We start from the raw sequence: 15009 nt of genomic DNA on the forward strand, positions 1-15009 counted from the left end.
CTTCTAGGTCAGGACGTCGGGGTCGGCCTTGATGGTCATCCGGGCGGCCCCGGCCCAGTACACGTCGGCGGCCCGCTCGATGAGCGAGGCCTTCATGCCGTACATGTCGGAGCGGTTCATCGCGGTCGGCTCCCGGCCGGTGAGCATCACCTGGTAGGCCAGTTTGCACACCCGGTCGATCGACGCGGCCCGGTACACGGCCTCGGCCACGGTGCCTCCGGTGGTGATGACGCCGTGGTTGGCCAGGATGGTGAGATTGGCCGTGCCGATCCGTTCGGCGAGCTCGCGGGCGCGTGGCGCCGAATCGACCTCGCCGTCATAGGTTTCGACGAAGCACATGTCGTCGAGGAACAGCGATCCGGTCTGATGCACCAGATCCGGCAACTTTCCCAACGCCGCGATGAGGCTCACGTAGTAGGGGTGGTTGTGGATGACGACGCGGGCATCGTCGCGCATGCGGTGCAGTTCGGTGTGGATGTGGATGGCCGGGGTGACATCCCAGCGGCCGCGTACCACCGTGGCGTTCTCGTCGACCACACAGATGTCGGATGCGGTGAGTTCCTGCCACCACAGGCCCCACGGATTGACCAGCATCTCGGTGCGGCCTTCCGGCTGCCAGGTGATGTGGCCGGCCATGTTCTCGGCGAATCCGATGGCCGCCAGGTGCCGGAACGCCACGGCCAGCGACTGTTCCTCGGACAGATCGACACCGATCGGCGGGGTGACCGACGGTGACCACACCTTCAGCCCGCCCTGACGCATCTCACCGACGTTCATAGCCGTCTCCCAACCGCGTCCGGATATCTTCGCGGAGTTGCCCTTTCGCGATCTTCCCGCCCGAAGACCGGGGCAGCTCATCGAGGACGATGAGCCGCTCGGGAAGAAGTTCCTTCGACATGCCCTGGGCCAGCAGGTGCTCGACGAGCCCGGGCAGATCGATCGTTTGGCTGTTGGCGTGGGCCACCGGTTCTACGTAGATGCAGACCTTTTCGCCGAAGACCGGGTCGGGCATCGCCACCGCGGCCGCGACGGCCACCCCGGGATGTGTCGTCACCGCATCCTCGACCTCTCCGGCACTGATGTTTTTGCCCCCGCGCACGATGAAGTCCGAGGTGCGGCCGGTGACGGACAGGTAGCCGTCGGCGTCGACCTCGCACACGTCGCCCATCCGCATCCAACCGTCAGGTGTGTAGAGCTTGTCGTGGTCTACACCGCCGAGGTAGCCCAGGCTGGTGGCCGGTCCGCGGCAGGCCGGTTGCCCACGGCCCGTTGAGGTCACGTCGTCATCGCCGTCGAACAGGCGCACCGCCATCTCCGGCACCAGCCTTCCGGCGGTGCGCAGCCTGCGTTCCCTGGAATCCTGCAGCGTCGTTCCGCTCAGCAAGCCGGTTTCGTTGGAGCCGTAGAACTGCAGGATGGTGGCGCCGGTGAGTTCCTCGAAGTCGGCGGCCCGCTGATACGGCAACGCCTCGCCGCCGGTGAAGACCACGCGCAGCGAGCTCAGGTCGTTCTCGCGCGATGCCCGGTCGGCCATGATCATCATCAATTGGGTACTGACACAGCACAACACGCTGACGCGGTGGCGGGCGATCGCCTCGCACGCGGCCGCCGCGTCGAACCGCTCGAGCAGGATCGTGGTGACACCGAGGTGGATCGGGGTGGTGTGGGCGGTCCAGATGCCGAATCCGAACGGGGCCGGGATGACGGGCAGGAAGACGTCATCGGAACTCAGCGCCCCGTTGGCGACTGCCTGCTGATGAAAGTAATGCCAACGGTTCTGCGTGTGCACAACACATTTGGGTAGGCCCGTGGTTCCCGAGGTCGAGTTGATCAGGAACACGTCGTCGGCTCCGACACCCGCGGCCGGTGGCCGCGATGGGGTGTCAGTGTCGAGGGACAAACCGTCCAACACCAGCGCGCTGATCTCGGGCGTGAGTCCCGCAACTGTGGTTTGTGCCGCCGCGTGCCGCGCCGCGTCGCTGATCAGCAGGCGCGGATCGGTGGTCCGCAGGATCTGAGTGGCCTCGCGCGTTCCGGCGCGGGCACCGATCCCCACCACCACGGCGCCGCAGCGCTCGATGGCCACGAACAGCACATGGATGGCCGCGGTGTCGCCGTGCCACACCGCGACGCGATCGCCTGGTCGGACACCCAGCCCCGCCAACTGGGCGGCGAGTAGCGATGCGGCGCAGTCGAGTTCGTTCCAGGTGAACGTGGTTCCGGGGTAGTCGATATAGGCCGGCTTGTCGGGATGGGTGAGGGCGTGTTCCCGCACGGTCTGCGAGATCGTGCGGTCCGACCACCATCCGGCCGACCGGTAGTGGGCCGCTTCTGCAGCGTCAACTGCGGCGTCGCCGACCTTCATCACCAAATCATATGAAAATAAGCACCTGTGTCAACGGTCACACTGTTGTCGCTCGTGGATCACGGTCGTCGGGGACCGGACTGCGCCCACGCACGCACCATCGTCGGGTCGACGACCCCGTCGACGCCGGGGTACTGCTGGGCGTTGACCAGATGGGCCGCGGCCAGATCGCGGGCTCGCTGTGCATCACCCATGTCGATCGCGTCGATCACCTGGCGGTGGTCTTCCAGAACGGCCCGGCGCTCCTCGACGGGCACGGTCGAGTGATCAGTCACCTGAGCCGACCAGTTTTGCTCGTGGGCTGACCACAGCGCCTCCAGCGCGCCCGCCAGGATGATCATCGTCTCGTTGCCGCAGTGGCGCACCAGCGCCTCGTGATACCGGCGACTCGCCGAGGTGGCCTGCAGCAGATCGGAAACCGATCTGACCGATTCTTCGTGCAATTCACGGAGAATGGGTACAACAGTGCGCTTCCGGTCCGGCCGCTGGGCGCAGAGCGCGGCACACGCCGGCTCGACCTGCAGGAGTGCGGTGCCCACGTCGGCGAGTCCGACCTGTCCGGCGCCCAGTACCAGCCCCATGGTGTAGGCAAGGTTTGCTGCATCGGGTCGGTGGACCACCGCGCCGCCGAGCTTGCCGCGCCGGACCGTCAACAGCCCCTCGGCCTCGAGGATGCGCATCGCCTCGCGCAGGGACGGTTTGCTGATCGGGTATTCGACGAGAAGTTCGTCTTCCTTGGGCAGGATCGTGCCGTCGGGCAGTTCGCCGGTCAGGATCCGGCGCCGCAACTGGTCGGCGACCTGTTCGGCAAGTCGCTGGAACCGGACGTTTGGCTGCGCCACGCATCGAGTGTGCCAGATGCTCCGCCATTGAGGGGGTCGTGCCGAGCCTTGTATCCAAATGATTTGTCTCATACGGTGAGCCATGCAGAAGTGGACGATCGGCGCGTTGACGATTCACTCCGTCCTCGAGACTGTCGTGCCGACCCGGCCTGACCGGCTGTTTCGCGGGCTTCCGCCCGAGCTCCCGAGGTGGCTTCAGCCGCACTACGTCGATGACGCGGGCAATCTGCTGGTGGCCATCCAGTCGTTCCTCATCGAATCCGGTGACGAGCTCGTGGTCGTGGACTGCTGCTTCGGGGAAGGTCACGACCTGCCCTATCAGATCCCCATGGACCCCGACCAGTACCGACAGTCGTTGGCCGCGGCCGGATTCACGCCCGACGACGTGACCACAGTGGTCTGCACCCACCTTCACCTCGACCATGCCGGGCGCAACACCTCCCAGCGCGACGGTGCCTGGGTCCCCACCTACCCCAACGCGACGTACCTGCTCACCGCCGACGAGTACACGTCATGGCGGCAGTCCTCGGCGCCGAACCGCGCCGCTCCCGAGACCGTCGAACCTCTTGTCGCACACGATGTTCTGCGGCTGACCGAGATGGACCACGCGATCACCGACGAGATTCGGCTCATGGCCACGCCCGGTCACACGTCGGGACATACCGCGATACGAATCGAGTCCGACGGGGAAGTGGCGATCATCAGCGGGGACGTGATCCACCATCCGATCCAGATCACCCACCCCGAGGTCCAGGCCCTACCCGATGACGATCCGGCCGCGGCCGCGGTGACCCGCACCCGGCTGCTGCAGGGCATCGTCGACGAGCAGGCACTGTTGTTCGGAACGCATTTCGCGGCCCCGGCCGCCGGCACGGTCGTCTCCGACGACGACAGGCTGATCTGGGTGTCGGTCTAGACCGCGAGCGTCTCAGTCCGCGGTGTGGACGATGAGGATGTCGATCTTGACGCGGCGGGCGATGGTGGCAGGCACCGAACCCAGCAGGCGGCCGGCGACGGAGTCCAGCCCGATGTCGCCGACGACGATCAGATCCGCATCGACCTCTTTGGCGAGTTTCACCAGGGCGTCGACCGGAGCGCCTTCGACCGCCCGCTCGACGACATCCGAGGCGCCGGCGGCCTTGGCCCGGTCGCGCGCCACCTGGAGGATCTCGTAGACCGGGGCGGCGCCGTGCATCCTGTAGCCCTCGCTCTTGAGGCTGTCCTCCGCACGGGTATCGACCACATGATCGGGCGACGGCGGTCGCGACCAGCCGCCCTTTTCGGCCACGGGTGGATGAGCACTCGCGACGATCAGCTTCGCGTTCTCCTGCGCGGCGACCAAGGCGGCGCGGTCGACCGCACGTAACGACGAGTCGGACCCGTCGGTCCCGACAACAATCGTCCGATAGGTGCCCATGTCGTCTCCGAACTGTCGCTTACCAGGACAAACAGGACATTAACGTACGTCAATCTTCCGCCGATGGAGTTTCGGCTTCGCGCCGTGTCAAGCATCACCCGAGGTAATACAAACAAACAGCGCCCCCGGCAGGGATCGAACCTGCGACCAGCCGCTTAGAAGGCGGCTGCTCTATCCACTGAGCTACGGAGGCCAACGCCCGCAGAGTCTATCGCGCCTGTGCTCAACACCACGCAAACCGTGTCACCGGCAAAGCCGACCCGCGGGGCCGGTCGCGGACTAGCGTGGACGCTGCACTTGGTGGCCAGGGGAGGGGAGAGGGACCACGCTATGAGCGACGTGCCGGAGTTGGATGCGGCCGGACTGCCTGAAGAGCTGAGCGCAGTCGATCAGCTGTTGCATCGGGGAGAGGCAAACCCGCGCACCCGGTCCGGGATCCTGGGCGTCGAGATCCTCGACACCACACCGGATTGGGAACGATTCCGGGCCCGTCTGGACCACGCGTCGCGCAAGGTTCTGCGGCTGCGCCAGAAGGTCGTCATGCCCACGCTGCCCACGGCCGCTCCGCGCTGGGTCGTCGACCCTGACTTCAACCTCGACTATCACGTGCGGCGGGTGCGGGTTCCGGCGCCGGGCACGTTGCGCGACGTGTTCGATCTGGCCGAGGTCGCCTTGCAGTCCCCGATGGACATCACCCGTCCGCTGTGGAACGCCACCCTGGTCGAAGGGCTGGCCGACGGGCGCGCGGCAACCATCCTGCACCTGAGCCACGCGGTGTCCGACGGCGTCGGCATGGTCGAGATGTTCGCCAACATCTACGACCTCGAACGCGATCCCGAACCGACCGCTGAGGCGCCGCTGCCCATCCCACAGGACCTCTCGCCCAACGACCTGATGCGTGAGGGCATCAACCGACTCCCCGGATCGATCGCGGGCGGTGTGCTCGGTGTGCTCGGGCAGGCGGCCCGCACGGTGACCAAGGTGGTGCGCGACCCGGTCTCCGCGGTCAGCGGCGCGGTCGACTACGCGATGTCCGGTGCCCGGGTGATGGGGCCGGCTGCGCACCACTCGCCGCTGCTGCGCCGCCGGAGCCTGTCGTCGCGCTCGGAAGCGATCGACATTCCGTTTTCCGACCTGCACCGGGCGGCCAAGGCCGCCGGCGGTTCGATCAATGACGCCTACCTGGCCGGGCTGTGCGGCGCACTGCGCCTCTACCACGACGCCAAGGGCATATCGATCGAGACGTTGCCGATGGCGGTGCCGGTCAACCTGCGTTCCGAGGATGATCCGGCCGGCGGCAACCGCTTCGCCGGGGTCAACCTCGCCGCGCCTGTGGGAATCGTCGACCCGGAGACCCGGATCAAAGCCGTCCGGTCGCAGATGATGAGCAAGCGTGAGGAGCGTGCCATCGACGTGGTCGGCGCGATCGCGCCCGTGCTGAGCCTGTTGCCCGATGCCGTGCTGGAGACGGTGGCCGGGTCGGTGGTGAACTCCGACGTGCAAGCCAGCAACGTCCCGGTGTATCCGGGGGACACCTTCATCGCCGGGGCAAAGATCATGCGCCACTACGGAATAGGCCCTCTGCCCGGGGTGGCGATGATGGTGGTGTTGATCTCGAGATCGGGACACATCACCGTCACCGCGCGCTACGACCGGGCTGCCATCACCGACGAGAAGCTGTTCGCCCAGTGCCTGCTGGCCGGCTTCGACGAGGTGCTGGCGCTCGGCGGCGACGGCCGAGCGGAGCCGGCCTCCTTCAGCAGCGACACGTCGGCGACGAACGGGAGTGCTGCACAGTGACTTCGAACGATTCAGGGCCCCGCGGAACCAACCAGATGCGGCTGCCCGGCACCCTGGCGGAGATCGAGGGGAGCCCGGAGGGCCCGGAGATCGGCGCGTTCTTCGACCTGGACGGAACACTCGTGGCCGGGTTCACCGGGGTGATCATGACCCGGGACCGGTTGCGCCGCGGCCAGATGGGCGTCGGCGAGTTCATCGGGATGGTGCAGGCCGGGCTCAACCACCAGCTGGGGCGTTCCGAGTTCGAGGACCTGATCGGCAAGGGCGCCCGGATGCTGCGCGGCAACTCGCTCAGCGATCTCGACGAGCTGGGCGAGCGGCTGTTCGTCCAGCACGTGAAGGGCCGCATGTACCCGGAGATGCGCGCCATGGTGCGCGCCCACATGGCCCGTGGCCACACCGTGGTGCTGAGCTCCTCGGCGCTGACGGTTCAGGTGGAGCCGGTGGCACGCTTTCTCGGCATCGACAACGTGCTGTGCAACAAGTTCGAGACCGACGAGGACGGCCTGATCACCGGGGAAGTGATGAGACCGGTCATCTGGGGGCCCGGCAAAGCCCGTGCGGTGCAGAACTTCTCGGCGGCCAACGGGGTGGACCTGACCAAGAGTTACTTCTACGCCGACGGTGACGAGGACGTCGCCCTGATGTACCTGGTGGGCAATCCGCGGCCGACGAATCCGGCCGGCAAGCTGGCCGCCGTCGCCGCCAAACGCGGCTGGCCCGTACTGAAGTTCAGCAGCCGCAGTGGCAGCAGCCCGGTCGCGCAACTGCGCACGCTCGCCAGCCTGGCCACCATTCCGACCGTCGCCGCCGGGGCGATCGGACTCGGATTGCTCACGCGCAACAAGCGCACCGGGGTCAATTTCTTCACCTCGAACTGGAGCAAGTTGCTGATGCTGACCACCGGCATCGAACTCAACGTCCTCGGCGAGGAGAACCTGACCGCGCAGCGCCCTGCGGTGTTCATCTTCAATCACCGCAATCAGGCCGACCCGATGATCGCGGGCCGGCTGGTCGGGGTGGACTTCACCGGCGTCGGGAAAAAGGAGCTCGAGCGCAACCCGTTGATGGGTCCACTGGGCAAGGTCATGGACGCGGCGTTCATCGACCGTGACGATCCGGAGAAGGCCGTCGAAAGCCTGCACAGGGTGGAAGAGCTTGCCCGCAAAGGTTTGTCGATCCTGATCGCGCCCGAGGGCACCCGCCTGGACACCACCGAGGTCGGCGAGTTCAAGAAGGGCCCGTTCCGCATCGCCATGGCCGCGGGCGTTCCGATCGTGCCGATCGTGATCCGAAACGCCGAGGTGATCGCGGCCCGCGATTCCAGCACGTTCAACCCCGGCAAGGTGGACGTCGCGGTGTACCCGCCGATATCGGTAGAGGACTGGACGGTCGACAACCTGGCCGACCGCATCGCCGAGATCCGCCAGATCTACCTCGACACCCTCGGCTCCTGGCCGCAGGACGAACTGCCCACTTTCGACATCTACACCCGCACACCCGCGAAGAAGGCCGCTCCGCGCCGGGCGGCCAAGAAAGCACCGGCGAAGAAGGCGCCGGCGAAAAAGTCTGGGCCCGAACCGGATAACGCGTCATCGCAGTCGACCCCCAAGGGCCGGCCGTGACTGCGGGGCTCGATGAGTTCCCCAGCTTCAGCCCCACTGGCGATGCGCTCGTGCTCGCGTCGGTGTCGTCACCGGCCGAACTCGAGCTGCTCAACGAGTGGCTCAAAACGCAGCGACGCGAACACCCCGATTCCACGGTCGAGGTACTGCAGTTGCCCGCCACCGACGAACCCACGCCCGGAGCGGTCGCCCGGTTGGTCGAGGAGTTGGAATCGGACGAGGACCGGCTGGTGGTTCCGGTCCGGGTGTTCTGGGTGCCTGCCGGATTACCCACCCGATTGAAAGTGGTCGGGTTGATCTCGGGCCGCGACACCTACCGACCGCCGGAGATCCTGCAGCGGCGCATCCTGCGTAAGAACCCGACGCGCGCACGGGTCGTCGCCGGTGAACCGGCCAAGGTGTCGGAGCTGCGTAAGCAGTGGAGTGAGACCACTGTCGCGGAAAACCCCAGGGAATTCGCACGATTCGTCCTTCGTCGGGCGGTACTGGCGATCGAGCGGGTGGAGCTTCGTCTACTGGGCCCGGAGTACAAGTCGCCGCGGCTGGTCAAGCCGGAGATGCTCGACTCGGCACGCTTCCGTCAAGGCCTGGAGCAGATTCCCGGGGCGACGGTGGAGAAGGCCGGTGAGATGCTCGACGAGCTCTCCACCGGATGGAGCCGGTTCTCGGTGGACCTGATCCCGACTTTGGGCCGGGCCATCTTCAGCCGTGGATTCGATCCGCGGATCGACTATGACCGCTCCGAGATCGAGTCGATGCGCCATGCTCTGGAACAACATCCGGCGGTGCTGCTGTTCTCCCACCGTTCGTATCTCGACGGGGTCATCGTCCCGGTAGCCATGCAGGAGAACCGGCTTCCGCCGGTCTACACGTTCGCCGGGATCAACCTGTCGTTCGGCCTGATGGGGCCGCTGTTCCGGCATTCCGGAGTCATCTTCCTGCGCCGCAAACTCGATGACCCGCTGTACAAGTATGTGCTGCGGCAATATGTCGGCTACATCGTGGAGAAGCGGTTCAACCTGAACTGGTCCATCGAAGGCACCCGGTCGCGGACCGGAAAGATGTTGCCGCCCAAGCTCGGACTGCTCGCCTATGTCGCCAATGCATACCTCGACGGCCGCAGTGAGGACATCCTGCTGCAGCCGGTGTCCATCAGTTTCGACCAGCTGCACGAGACGGCCGAGTACGCCGCGTACGCCCGCGGTGGCGAGAAGACGCCCGAGGGTCTGAGCTGGCTGTACAACTTCATCAAGGCACAGGGCGAACGCAATTACGGCAAGATCTATGTCCGCTTCCCCGAAGCGGTTTCGATGCGTGAGCATCTCGGTGAGCCGGGCGGCGACATGGCCCACGATGAGGCGGCCAAACGCCTGGCGATGCAGAAGATGGCGTTCGAGGTGGCCTGGCGGATTCTGCGGGTCACCCCGGTCAGCGCGACCAACCTGGTCTCGGCGCTGCTGTTGGGCGCCCGGGGGATCGCGCTGACCCTCGATCAGTTACACCACACGCTGCAGGACTCACTGGATTACCTGGAACGCAAGAACACTCCGGTGACCAACAGCGCACTGCGCCTGCGTACCGCCGAGGGGGTGCGCTCGGCCGTCGATGCCCTCTCCGGGGGACACCCCGTGACGATGGTGGACAGCGGCCGCGAACCGGTGTGGCGGATCGCACCCGAGGACGAACTGGAGGCGGCGTTCTACCGCAACTCGCTGATCCACGCGTTCCAGGAGACCTCGATCGTCGAGCTGGCCCTGGCCCATGCCGCTCATGCCGGCGACCCGCTGCAGGCGTTCTGGGACCAGGTGATGCGGCTGCGCGATCTGCTCAAGTTCGATTTCTATTTCGCCGATTCGGCCTCCTTCCGCGATAACGTCGCCGAAGAGATGTCTTGGTACGAGAACTGGGAAGAGAAGGTCGCGGCCGGGGGCGACGAGATCTATCAGATGTTGCGCGGCAAGCGACCGCTGTTGGTGGGCGCCATGCTGCGCCCGTTCTTCGAGGCCTACGCGATCGTCGCCGATGTGCTGCGCGATGCACCGGCGGAGATCGGGGAGCGGGACCTGACCAAGCGGGCGCTGGGTGTGGGGCGCCAGTATGTCGCTCAGGGCCGGGTAGGCAGCAACGAGTCGGTTTCGGCGTTGCTGTTCGCCACCGCGCGTCAGGTGGCGGCCGATCAGAACCTGCTGGTCGACGGCCCCGATCTGCAGGCGCGCCGCAACGCCTTCCGCGACGAACTGCGCGGGATCGTCGCCGACATGGACAAGGTCGACGAGATCGCGCGTGAGCAGTTCTACGTCCGGGAGCAGCAGCGTCGCGCCCAGCGATTCCTACAGGGCTAGGAGACGGCCGGGCTGCCGACACGGATTTGTCCGGCGGCCGGGGGTGTGGTGGAGCCCACGCCATACCCTTGCACCATGACTTCTGCCGGCCAGGTGGCCGCGTCCAGCGTGCGCAACAGCGTGGTGTGGCCTGTGCTGGTCGGCGTGGGGCTGCTGGCCGGGGCAGTGGCCGCGGGCATCGGCGCGCTGTCGCTGGCCGACGCGCTGACCGCCACGGGTCTGCCCGATCCCGGCCCGGTCACCACCTATGGACTGCCGTTCGTGCGGGCCGCCGGCGAGATCGCCGCCGTCATCGCGGTCGGGTCTTTCCTGTTCGCGGCGTTCCTGGCGGCACCCCAGACCAACGGCGTACTCGATGTCGCCGGTTACCGGGCGCTGCGGCTCGGCTCGGCCGCCTCGGGCGTGTGGACGGTGTGCGCGGCGCTGCTGGTGCCACTGACGATCTCCGATGTGTCCGGGCAGCCGTTGCTCGATCATCTCGGGCCGGTCGACGTGTGGTCGGCGGCCAGCTTGGTCGATGTCGCCGTCGCTTGGCGCTGGACGGCGATCCTGGCCGCGGCCGTCACCATCGCGAGCCTCCCGGTGCTGCGGTGGGGGTGGACGCCGGTGCTGCTGGCCGGGTCACTGCTGACGTTGATGCCGCTGGTTCTGACCGGACACTCCTCGGCCGGCGGCGCCCACGATCTGGCCACCAACAGCCTGTTCATCCACCTGGTGGCTGCCGCGTTGTGGGCCGGCGGGTTGCTCGCATTGCTGGCGCACGCGATCCGGGCCGGCACCGGGGTCGGGGCTGACGGCCCGAACACCGTGCTGGCGGCACGCCGCTTCTCGGCGCTGGCGCTGTGGTGCTTCATCGCCATGGCGATCAGCGGTGTGCTCAACGCGTTGGTACGGATCCAGCTGCCCGATCTGGTGCGCACCAACTACGGCTGGTTGCTGGTGGCCAAGCTCGTCGCACTCAGCCTGCTCGGCGTGCTGGGCTGGCGGCAGCGCCAGGTCAGCCTGACCGCCCTGGCCGCCGACCCCGGTGCGCGCAGACCGTTGATCCGGCTGGCGCTGACGGAGGCGGCGCTGTTCGGCGTGACGTTCGGTATCGCCGTCGGGCTGGGACGCACCCCGCCGCCGCCCGAGCCGAGGATCCCCAGCGCCACCGAGGTCGCGATCGGATACGACTTCGCCGGGCCTCCGACGGTCGCTCGGGTGTTGTTCGACTGGCGTTTCGATCTGCTGTTCGGGACCGCCGCGATCGTCGGTGCGGCGATGTACCTGGCCGCCGTGTACCGGCTGCGCCGCCGCGGCGATGCCTGGCCGGTCGGCCGCACATTCGCCTGGCTGCTGGGTTGCGCGGTCCTGCTGTTCACGACCTCGTCGGGGATGGGTCGCTACATGCCGGCGATGTTCAGCATGCACATGATCGCTCACATGCTGCTGTCCATGCTGGTTCCGGTGCTCTTGGTGCTGGGTGCCCCGGTGACCCTGGCCCTGCGGGCGCTGCCCACCGCGGGACGCGGTGCGCCACCGGGCCCCAGGGAATGGCTGCTGGCGGCATTGCATTCGAAGGTGTCGCAGTTCCTGACCCATCCGATCGTCGCGACCGTCATGTTCGTCGCCGGCTTCTATGGCCTGTACTTCGGCGGCATCTTCGACGTCGCGGTGAGCAACCACGCCGCACACATCCTGATGAACGTCCACTTCCTGCTCTCGGGCTACCTGTTCTACTGGGTGGTCATCGGGGTGGACCCGACCCCGAGACCCGTCCCGCATCTGGTCAAGATCGGGATGGTGTTCTCCTCGCTGCCACTGCACGCGTTCTTCGGTGTGGTGATGATGGGCATGCAGACCGTGCTCGGCGCGAGCTTCTACCGGTCATTGCAATTGCCGTGGCACACCGACCTGCTCGGCGACCAGCACCTCGGCGGCGCCATCGCCTGGGCGGCCGGAGAAGTCCCGCTGGTCATCGTGATGCTGGCACTGCTCATCCAGTGGCGGCGCAGCGATCAGCGCACCGCCAAGCGGCTGGACCGGGCTGCCGACCGCGATGACGGCGCCGATCTGGCGGCCTACAACGCCATGCTCGCCGAGATGGCCCGGCGCGACCATCCTTCCGGCTGATACCGGAGTTATCCCCAGCCTGAGTTTCATCCCCAGCCTACGGGTGCATCGGGTCCGCCGCGGGTTCCGGCGTCGGACCGCCGACGGTCAATGGCTGCGTAAGGCGGTCGACGCTTCCGCACCGGCCGCCGGAGCCAGAGTGAAGCGAAAGGAACCAGAAAAATGTTCGAGACCCCGTTCAACATCGTCGGCAACATCGTCACCAACCCGGTCCGGCTGCGGTTCGGTGATCAGGAGTTGTACAAGTTCCGGGTGGCCAGCAACTCGCGACGGCGCACCCCCGAGGGCAGGTGGGAGCACGGCAACTCGTTGTATGTGACCGTCAACTGCTGGGGAAATCTGGCCACGGGCGTGAGTGCCTCGCTGGGACGCGGCGATGCCGTCGTGGTGGTCGGGCACCTCTACACCAGCGAATACGACGACAAGGAGGGCGTGCGCCGGTCGTCGGTGGAGGTGCGGGCCACCGCCGTCGGTCCGGATCTGTCGCGTTGCACGGCCAAGGTGGCACCCTTACCGAAGCCGTCAGCCGGCCCGGAACCCGAGCCCGGCGGCGTGACCGACGAGGCGGCGGACGCCACCGCCGAAACCGAGCCCGACGAGGATGACCTGCCACTGTCGGCCTAGCCGGTTTCGGTCACGCCTAGGATGGGCGCGAGTGAGTTGGGCTTGACGCGACCCTCCGCGCAAGCGCCCATCCGACGTTCCCGAGAAGCTTCAGAAAGGCACATCACGGCATGGCCGAATTCATCTACACGATGCGCAAGGTTCGCAAGGCGCACGGCGACAAGGTCATCCTTGACGACGTCAGCCTGAACTTCCTGCCCGGCGCGAAGATCGGCGTCGTCGGTCCCAACGGGGCTGGTAAGTCGAGTGTGCTGAAGATCATGGCCGGCATCGACCATGCCAACAACGGCGACGCGCTGCTCGCACCCGGCGCCAGCGTCGGCATCCTGATGCAGGAACCGCAGCTCGACGAAACCAAGACGGTCCGCGAGAACGTCGAGGCCGGCGTGGCCATCAAGGCCAAGCTCAACCGGTACAACGAGGTCGCCGAGCTGATGGCCACCGACTACACCGATGAGCTCATGGAAGAGATGGGCCATCTGCAGGAGGAACTGGACGCGGCCGACGCCTGGGACATCGACTCCCAGCTCGAGCAGGCCATGGACGCGCTGCGCTGCCCGCCGCCGGACGAGCCGGTCACCCACCTCTCCGGTGGTGAGCGCCGCCGTGTCGCACTGTGCAAGCTGCTGCTGAGCAAGCCGGACCTGCTGCTGCTCGACGAGCCGACCAACCACCTCGACGCCGAGAGCGTGCTGTGGCTCGAGCAGCACCTGGCCAGCTACAAGGGCGCCATCCTGGCGGTCACCCACGACCGGTACTTCCTCGACAACGTCGCCGAGTGGATCCTCGAACTCGACCGCGGCCGGGCCTACCCGTACGAGGGCAACTACTCGACGTACCTGGAGAAGAAGGCCGAGCGCCTCGAGGTCCAGGGCAAGAAGGACCAGAAGCTGCAGAAGCGGCTCAAGGACGAGCTGGCCTGGGTCCGCTCGGGCGCCAAGGCCCGTCAGGCCAAGAACAAGGCCCGGCTCGGCCGGTACGAGGAGATGGTCGCCGAAGCCGAGAAGACGAGGAAGCTCGACTTCGAAGAGATCCAGATTCCGACCCCGCCGCGACTGGGCAGTGTCGTGGTCGAGGTCGAGCACCTGGACAAGGGCTTCGAGGGCCGCACCCTGATCAAGGACCTGTCCTTCACGCTGCCGCGCAACGGCATCGTCGGCGTCATCGGTCCCAACGGTGTCGGCAAGACCACGCTGTTCAAGACCATCGTCGGGCTCGAGCAGCCCGACAGTGGTGAGGTCAAGGTCGGCGAGACGGTCAAGCTGAGCTATGTCGACCAGAGCCGCGCCGGCATCGACCCGAAGAAGAACGTCTGGCAGGTCGTCTCCGATGGACTGGACTACATCGAGGTCGGCCAGAACGAGATCCCGTCGCGCGCCTACGTGTCGGCGTTCGGTTTCAAGGGACCGGATCAGCAGAAGCCGGCGGGTGTGCTGTCCGGTGGTGAGCGCAACCGGCTGAACCTGGCACTGACCCTCAAAGAGGGCGGCAACCTGATCCTGCTCGACGAGCCGACCAACGACCTCGACGTCGAGACGCTGTCGTCGCTGGAGAACGCGCTCGAGCAGTTCCCCGGCTGCGCCGTGGTGATCAGCCACGACCGGTGGTTCCTGGACCGCACCTGCACGCACATCCTCGCGTGGGAGGGCGACGACGCCAACGAGGCCAAGTGGTTCTGGTTCGAGGGCAACTTCGGTGCCTACGAGGAGAACAAGATCCAACGTCTCGGTGCCGAGGCGGCACGCCCGCACCGGGTGACCCACCGGAGACTGACCCGCGACTGAGCCGTGACGGGATAAACGGCGCAGCGGGCTCAGTGACGCTACTAATGTCGCAGCTATGCACCAATGCCGGTGTATGGGCGTGAGTAGGGAGTGATCCG

The 15009-nt window shown here is 66.7% G+C and carries 11 protein-coding genes and 1 tRNA gene; 7 read left to right on the forward strand and 5 right to left on the reverse strand.

Translation table 11 applies throughout. The annotated features are described in order from the left end of the window. Nucleotides 1-3 precede the first annotated feature (3 nt). The 3 genes from ACZYZ7_RS22315 to ACZYZ7_RS22325 are packed head-to-tail and all read right to left on the reverse strand — an operon-like array spanning nt 4 to nt 3207. Nucleotides 4-777 carry a class II aldolase/adducin family protein gene (locus ACZYZ7_RS22315; RefSeq protein WP_463741837.1) on the reverse strand — a complete coding sequence of 258 codons (774 nt, stop codon included), beginning with the start codon at nt 775-777 and terminating at the stop codon, nt 4-6. Continuing rightward, entirely contained in the window at nt 764-2365 is a 1602-nt protein-coding gene (locus ACZYZ7_RS22320) for a class I adenylate-forming enzyme family protein (RefSeq protein WP_463741838.1), read from the reverse strand. The genes ACZYZ7_RS22315 and ACZYZ7_RS22320 overlap by 14 nt, the downstream gene beginning before the upstream one ends. A gap of 59 nt (nt 2366-2424) precedes the next feature. Next, entirely contained in the window at nt 2425-3207 is a 783-nt protein-coding gene (locus ACZYZ7_RS22325) for a FadR/GntR family transcriptional regulator (RefSeq protein WP_135456476.1), read from the reverse strand. 82 nt (nt 3208-3289) lie between these two features. Here ACZYZ7_RS22325 and ACZYZ7_RS22330 point away from each other — a divergent pair, with 82 nt between their 5' ends. Next, the gene (locus ACZYZ7_RS22330) at nt 3290-4123 is read left to right on the forward strand and encodes an MBL fold metallo-hydrolase (protein WP_450072744.1); all 834 of its coding nucleotides are present in this window, start codon (nt 3290-3292) and stop codon (nt 4121-4123) included. 12 nt (nt 4124-4135) lie between these two features. On the opposite strand, the gene ACZYZ7_RS22335 is transcribed toward ACZYZ7_RS22330, so the two are convergent. Both ACZYZ7_RS22335 and ACZYZ7_RS22340 read right to left on the reverse strand, forming a co-directional pair. Beyond that, nucleotides 4136-4624, reverse strand: a complete 489-nt coding sequence (locus ACZYZ7_RS22335) for a universal stress protein (RefSeq protein ID WP_463741839.1) — start codon at nt 4622-4624, stop codon at nt 4136-4138. A gap of 120 nt (nt 4625-4744) precedes the next feature. Beyond that, a tRNA-Arg gene (locus ACZYZ7_RS22340) sits at nt 4745-4817 on the reverse strand. Nucleotides 4818-4954: 137 nt separating this feature from the next. Here ACZYZ7_RS22340 and ACZYZ7_RS22345 point away from each other — a divergent pair. From ACZYZ7_RS22345 to ettA, 6 genes are all read left to right on the forward strand, one after another. After that, nucleotides 4955-6424 (forward strand): wax ester/triacylglycerol synthase family O-acyltransferase, encoded by a 1470-nt coding sequence (locus tag ACZYZ7_RS22345; protein ID WP_450072742.1) that lies wholly within the window; start codon nt 4955-4957, stop codon nt 6422-6424. A 35-nt stretch (nt 6425-6459) separates the two neighbouring features. Beyond that, complete coding sequence (locus ACZYZ7_RS22350) at nt 6460-8049, forward strand: HAD-IB family hydrolase (RefSeq protein ID WP_463741944.1); 1590 nt, start codon at nt 6460-6462, stop codon at nt 8047-8049. Next, the gene (locus ACZYZ7_RS22355) at nt 8046-10391 is read left to right on the forward strand and encodes a glycerol-3-phosphate 1-O-acyltransferase (protein ID WP_463741840.1); all 2346 of its coding nucleotides are present in this window, start codon (nt 8046-8048) and stop codon (nt 10389-10391) included. Before ACZYZ7_RS22350 ends, ACZYZ7_RS22355 begins: the two co-directional genes overlap by 4 nt. Before the next feature lie 75 nt (nt 10392-10466). Further along, nucleotides 10467-12503, forward strand: a complete 2037-nt coding sequence (locus ACZYZ7_RS22360; protein ID WP_463741841.1) for a bifunctional copper resistance protein CopD/cytochrome c oxidase assembly protein — start codon at nt 10467-10469, stop codon at nt 12501-12503. Nucleotides 12504-12665: 162 nt separating this feature from the next. Beyond that, nucleotides 12666-13127 (forward strand): single-stranded DNA-binding protein, encoded by a 462-nt coding sequence (locus tag ACZYZ7_RS22365; RefSeq protein ID WP_463741842.1) that lies wholly within the window; start codon nt 12666-12668, stop codon nt 13125-13127. 110 nt (nt 13128-13237) lie between these two features. Next, complete coding sequence (gene ettA, locus ACZYZ7_RS22370) at nt 13238-14911, forward strand: energy-dependent translational throttle protein EttA (protein WP_450072738.1); 1674 nt, start codon at nt 13238-13240, stop codon at nt 14909-14911. Nucleotides 14912-15009: the final 98 nt, after the last annotated feature.

It is taken from the genome of Mycobacterium sp. IDUB_17 (genome assembly GCF_055419465.1).

Excerpts from the sequence above, each read along its gene's own strand:
- ACZYZ7_RS22360 (WP_463741841.1), top strand. The coding sequence starts at position 10,467 with ATGACTTCTGCCGGCCAGGTGGCCGCGTCCAGCGTGCGCAACAGCGTG.
- ACZYZ7_RS22315 (WP_463741837.1), bottom strand. The coding sequence starts at position 777 with ATGAACGTCGGTGAGATGCGTCAGGGCGGGCTGAAGGTGTGGTCACCG.
- ACZYZ7_RS22350 (WP_463741944.1), top strand. The coding sequence starts at position 6,460 with ATGCGGCTGCCCGGCACCCTGGCGGAGATCGAGGGGAGCCCGGAGGGC.
- ACZYZ7_RS22320 (WP_463741838.1), bottom strand. The coding sequence starts at position 2,365 with ATGAAGGTCGGCGACGCCGCAGTTGACGCTGCAGAAGCGGCCCACTAC.
- ettA (WP_450072738.1), top strand. The coding sequence starts at position 13,238 with ATGGCCGAATTCATCTACACGATGCGCAAGGTTCGCAAGGCGCACGGC.
- ACZYZ7_RS22330 (WP_450072744.1), top strand. The coding sequence starts at position 3,290 with ATGCAGAAGTGGACGATCGGCGCGTTGACGATTCACTCCGTCCTCGAG.
- ACZYZ7_RS22345 (WP_450072742.1), top strand. The coding sequence starts at position 4,955 with ATGAGCGACGTGCCGGAGTTGGATGCGGCCGGACTGCCTGAAGAGCTG.
- ACZYZ7_RS22365 (WP_463741842.1), top strand. The coding sequence starts at position 12,666 with ATGTTCGAGACCCCGTTCAACATCGTCGGCAACATCGTCACCAACCCG.
- ACZYZ7_RS22335 (WP_463741839.1), bottom strand. The coding sequence starts at position 4,624 with ATGGGCACCTATCGGACGATTGTTGTCGGGACCGACGGGTCCGACTCG.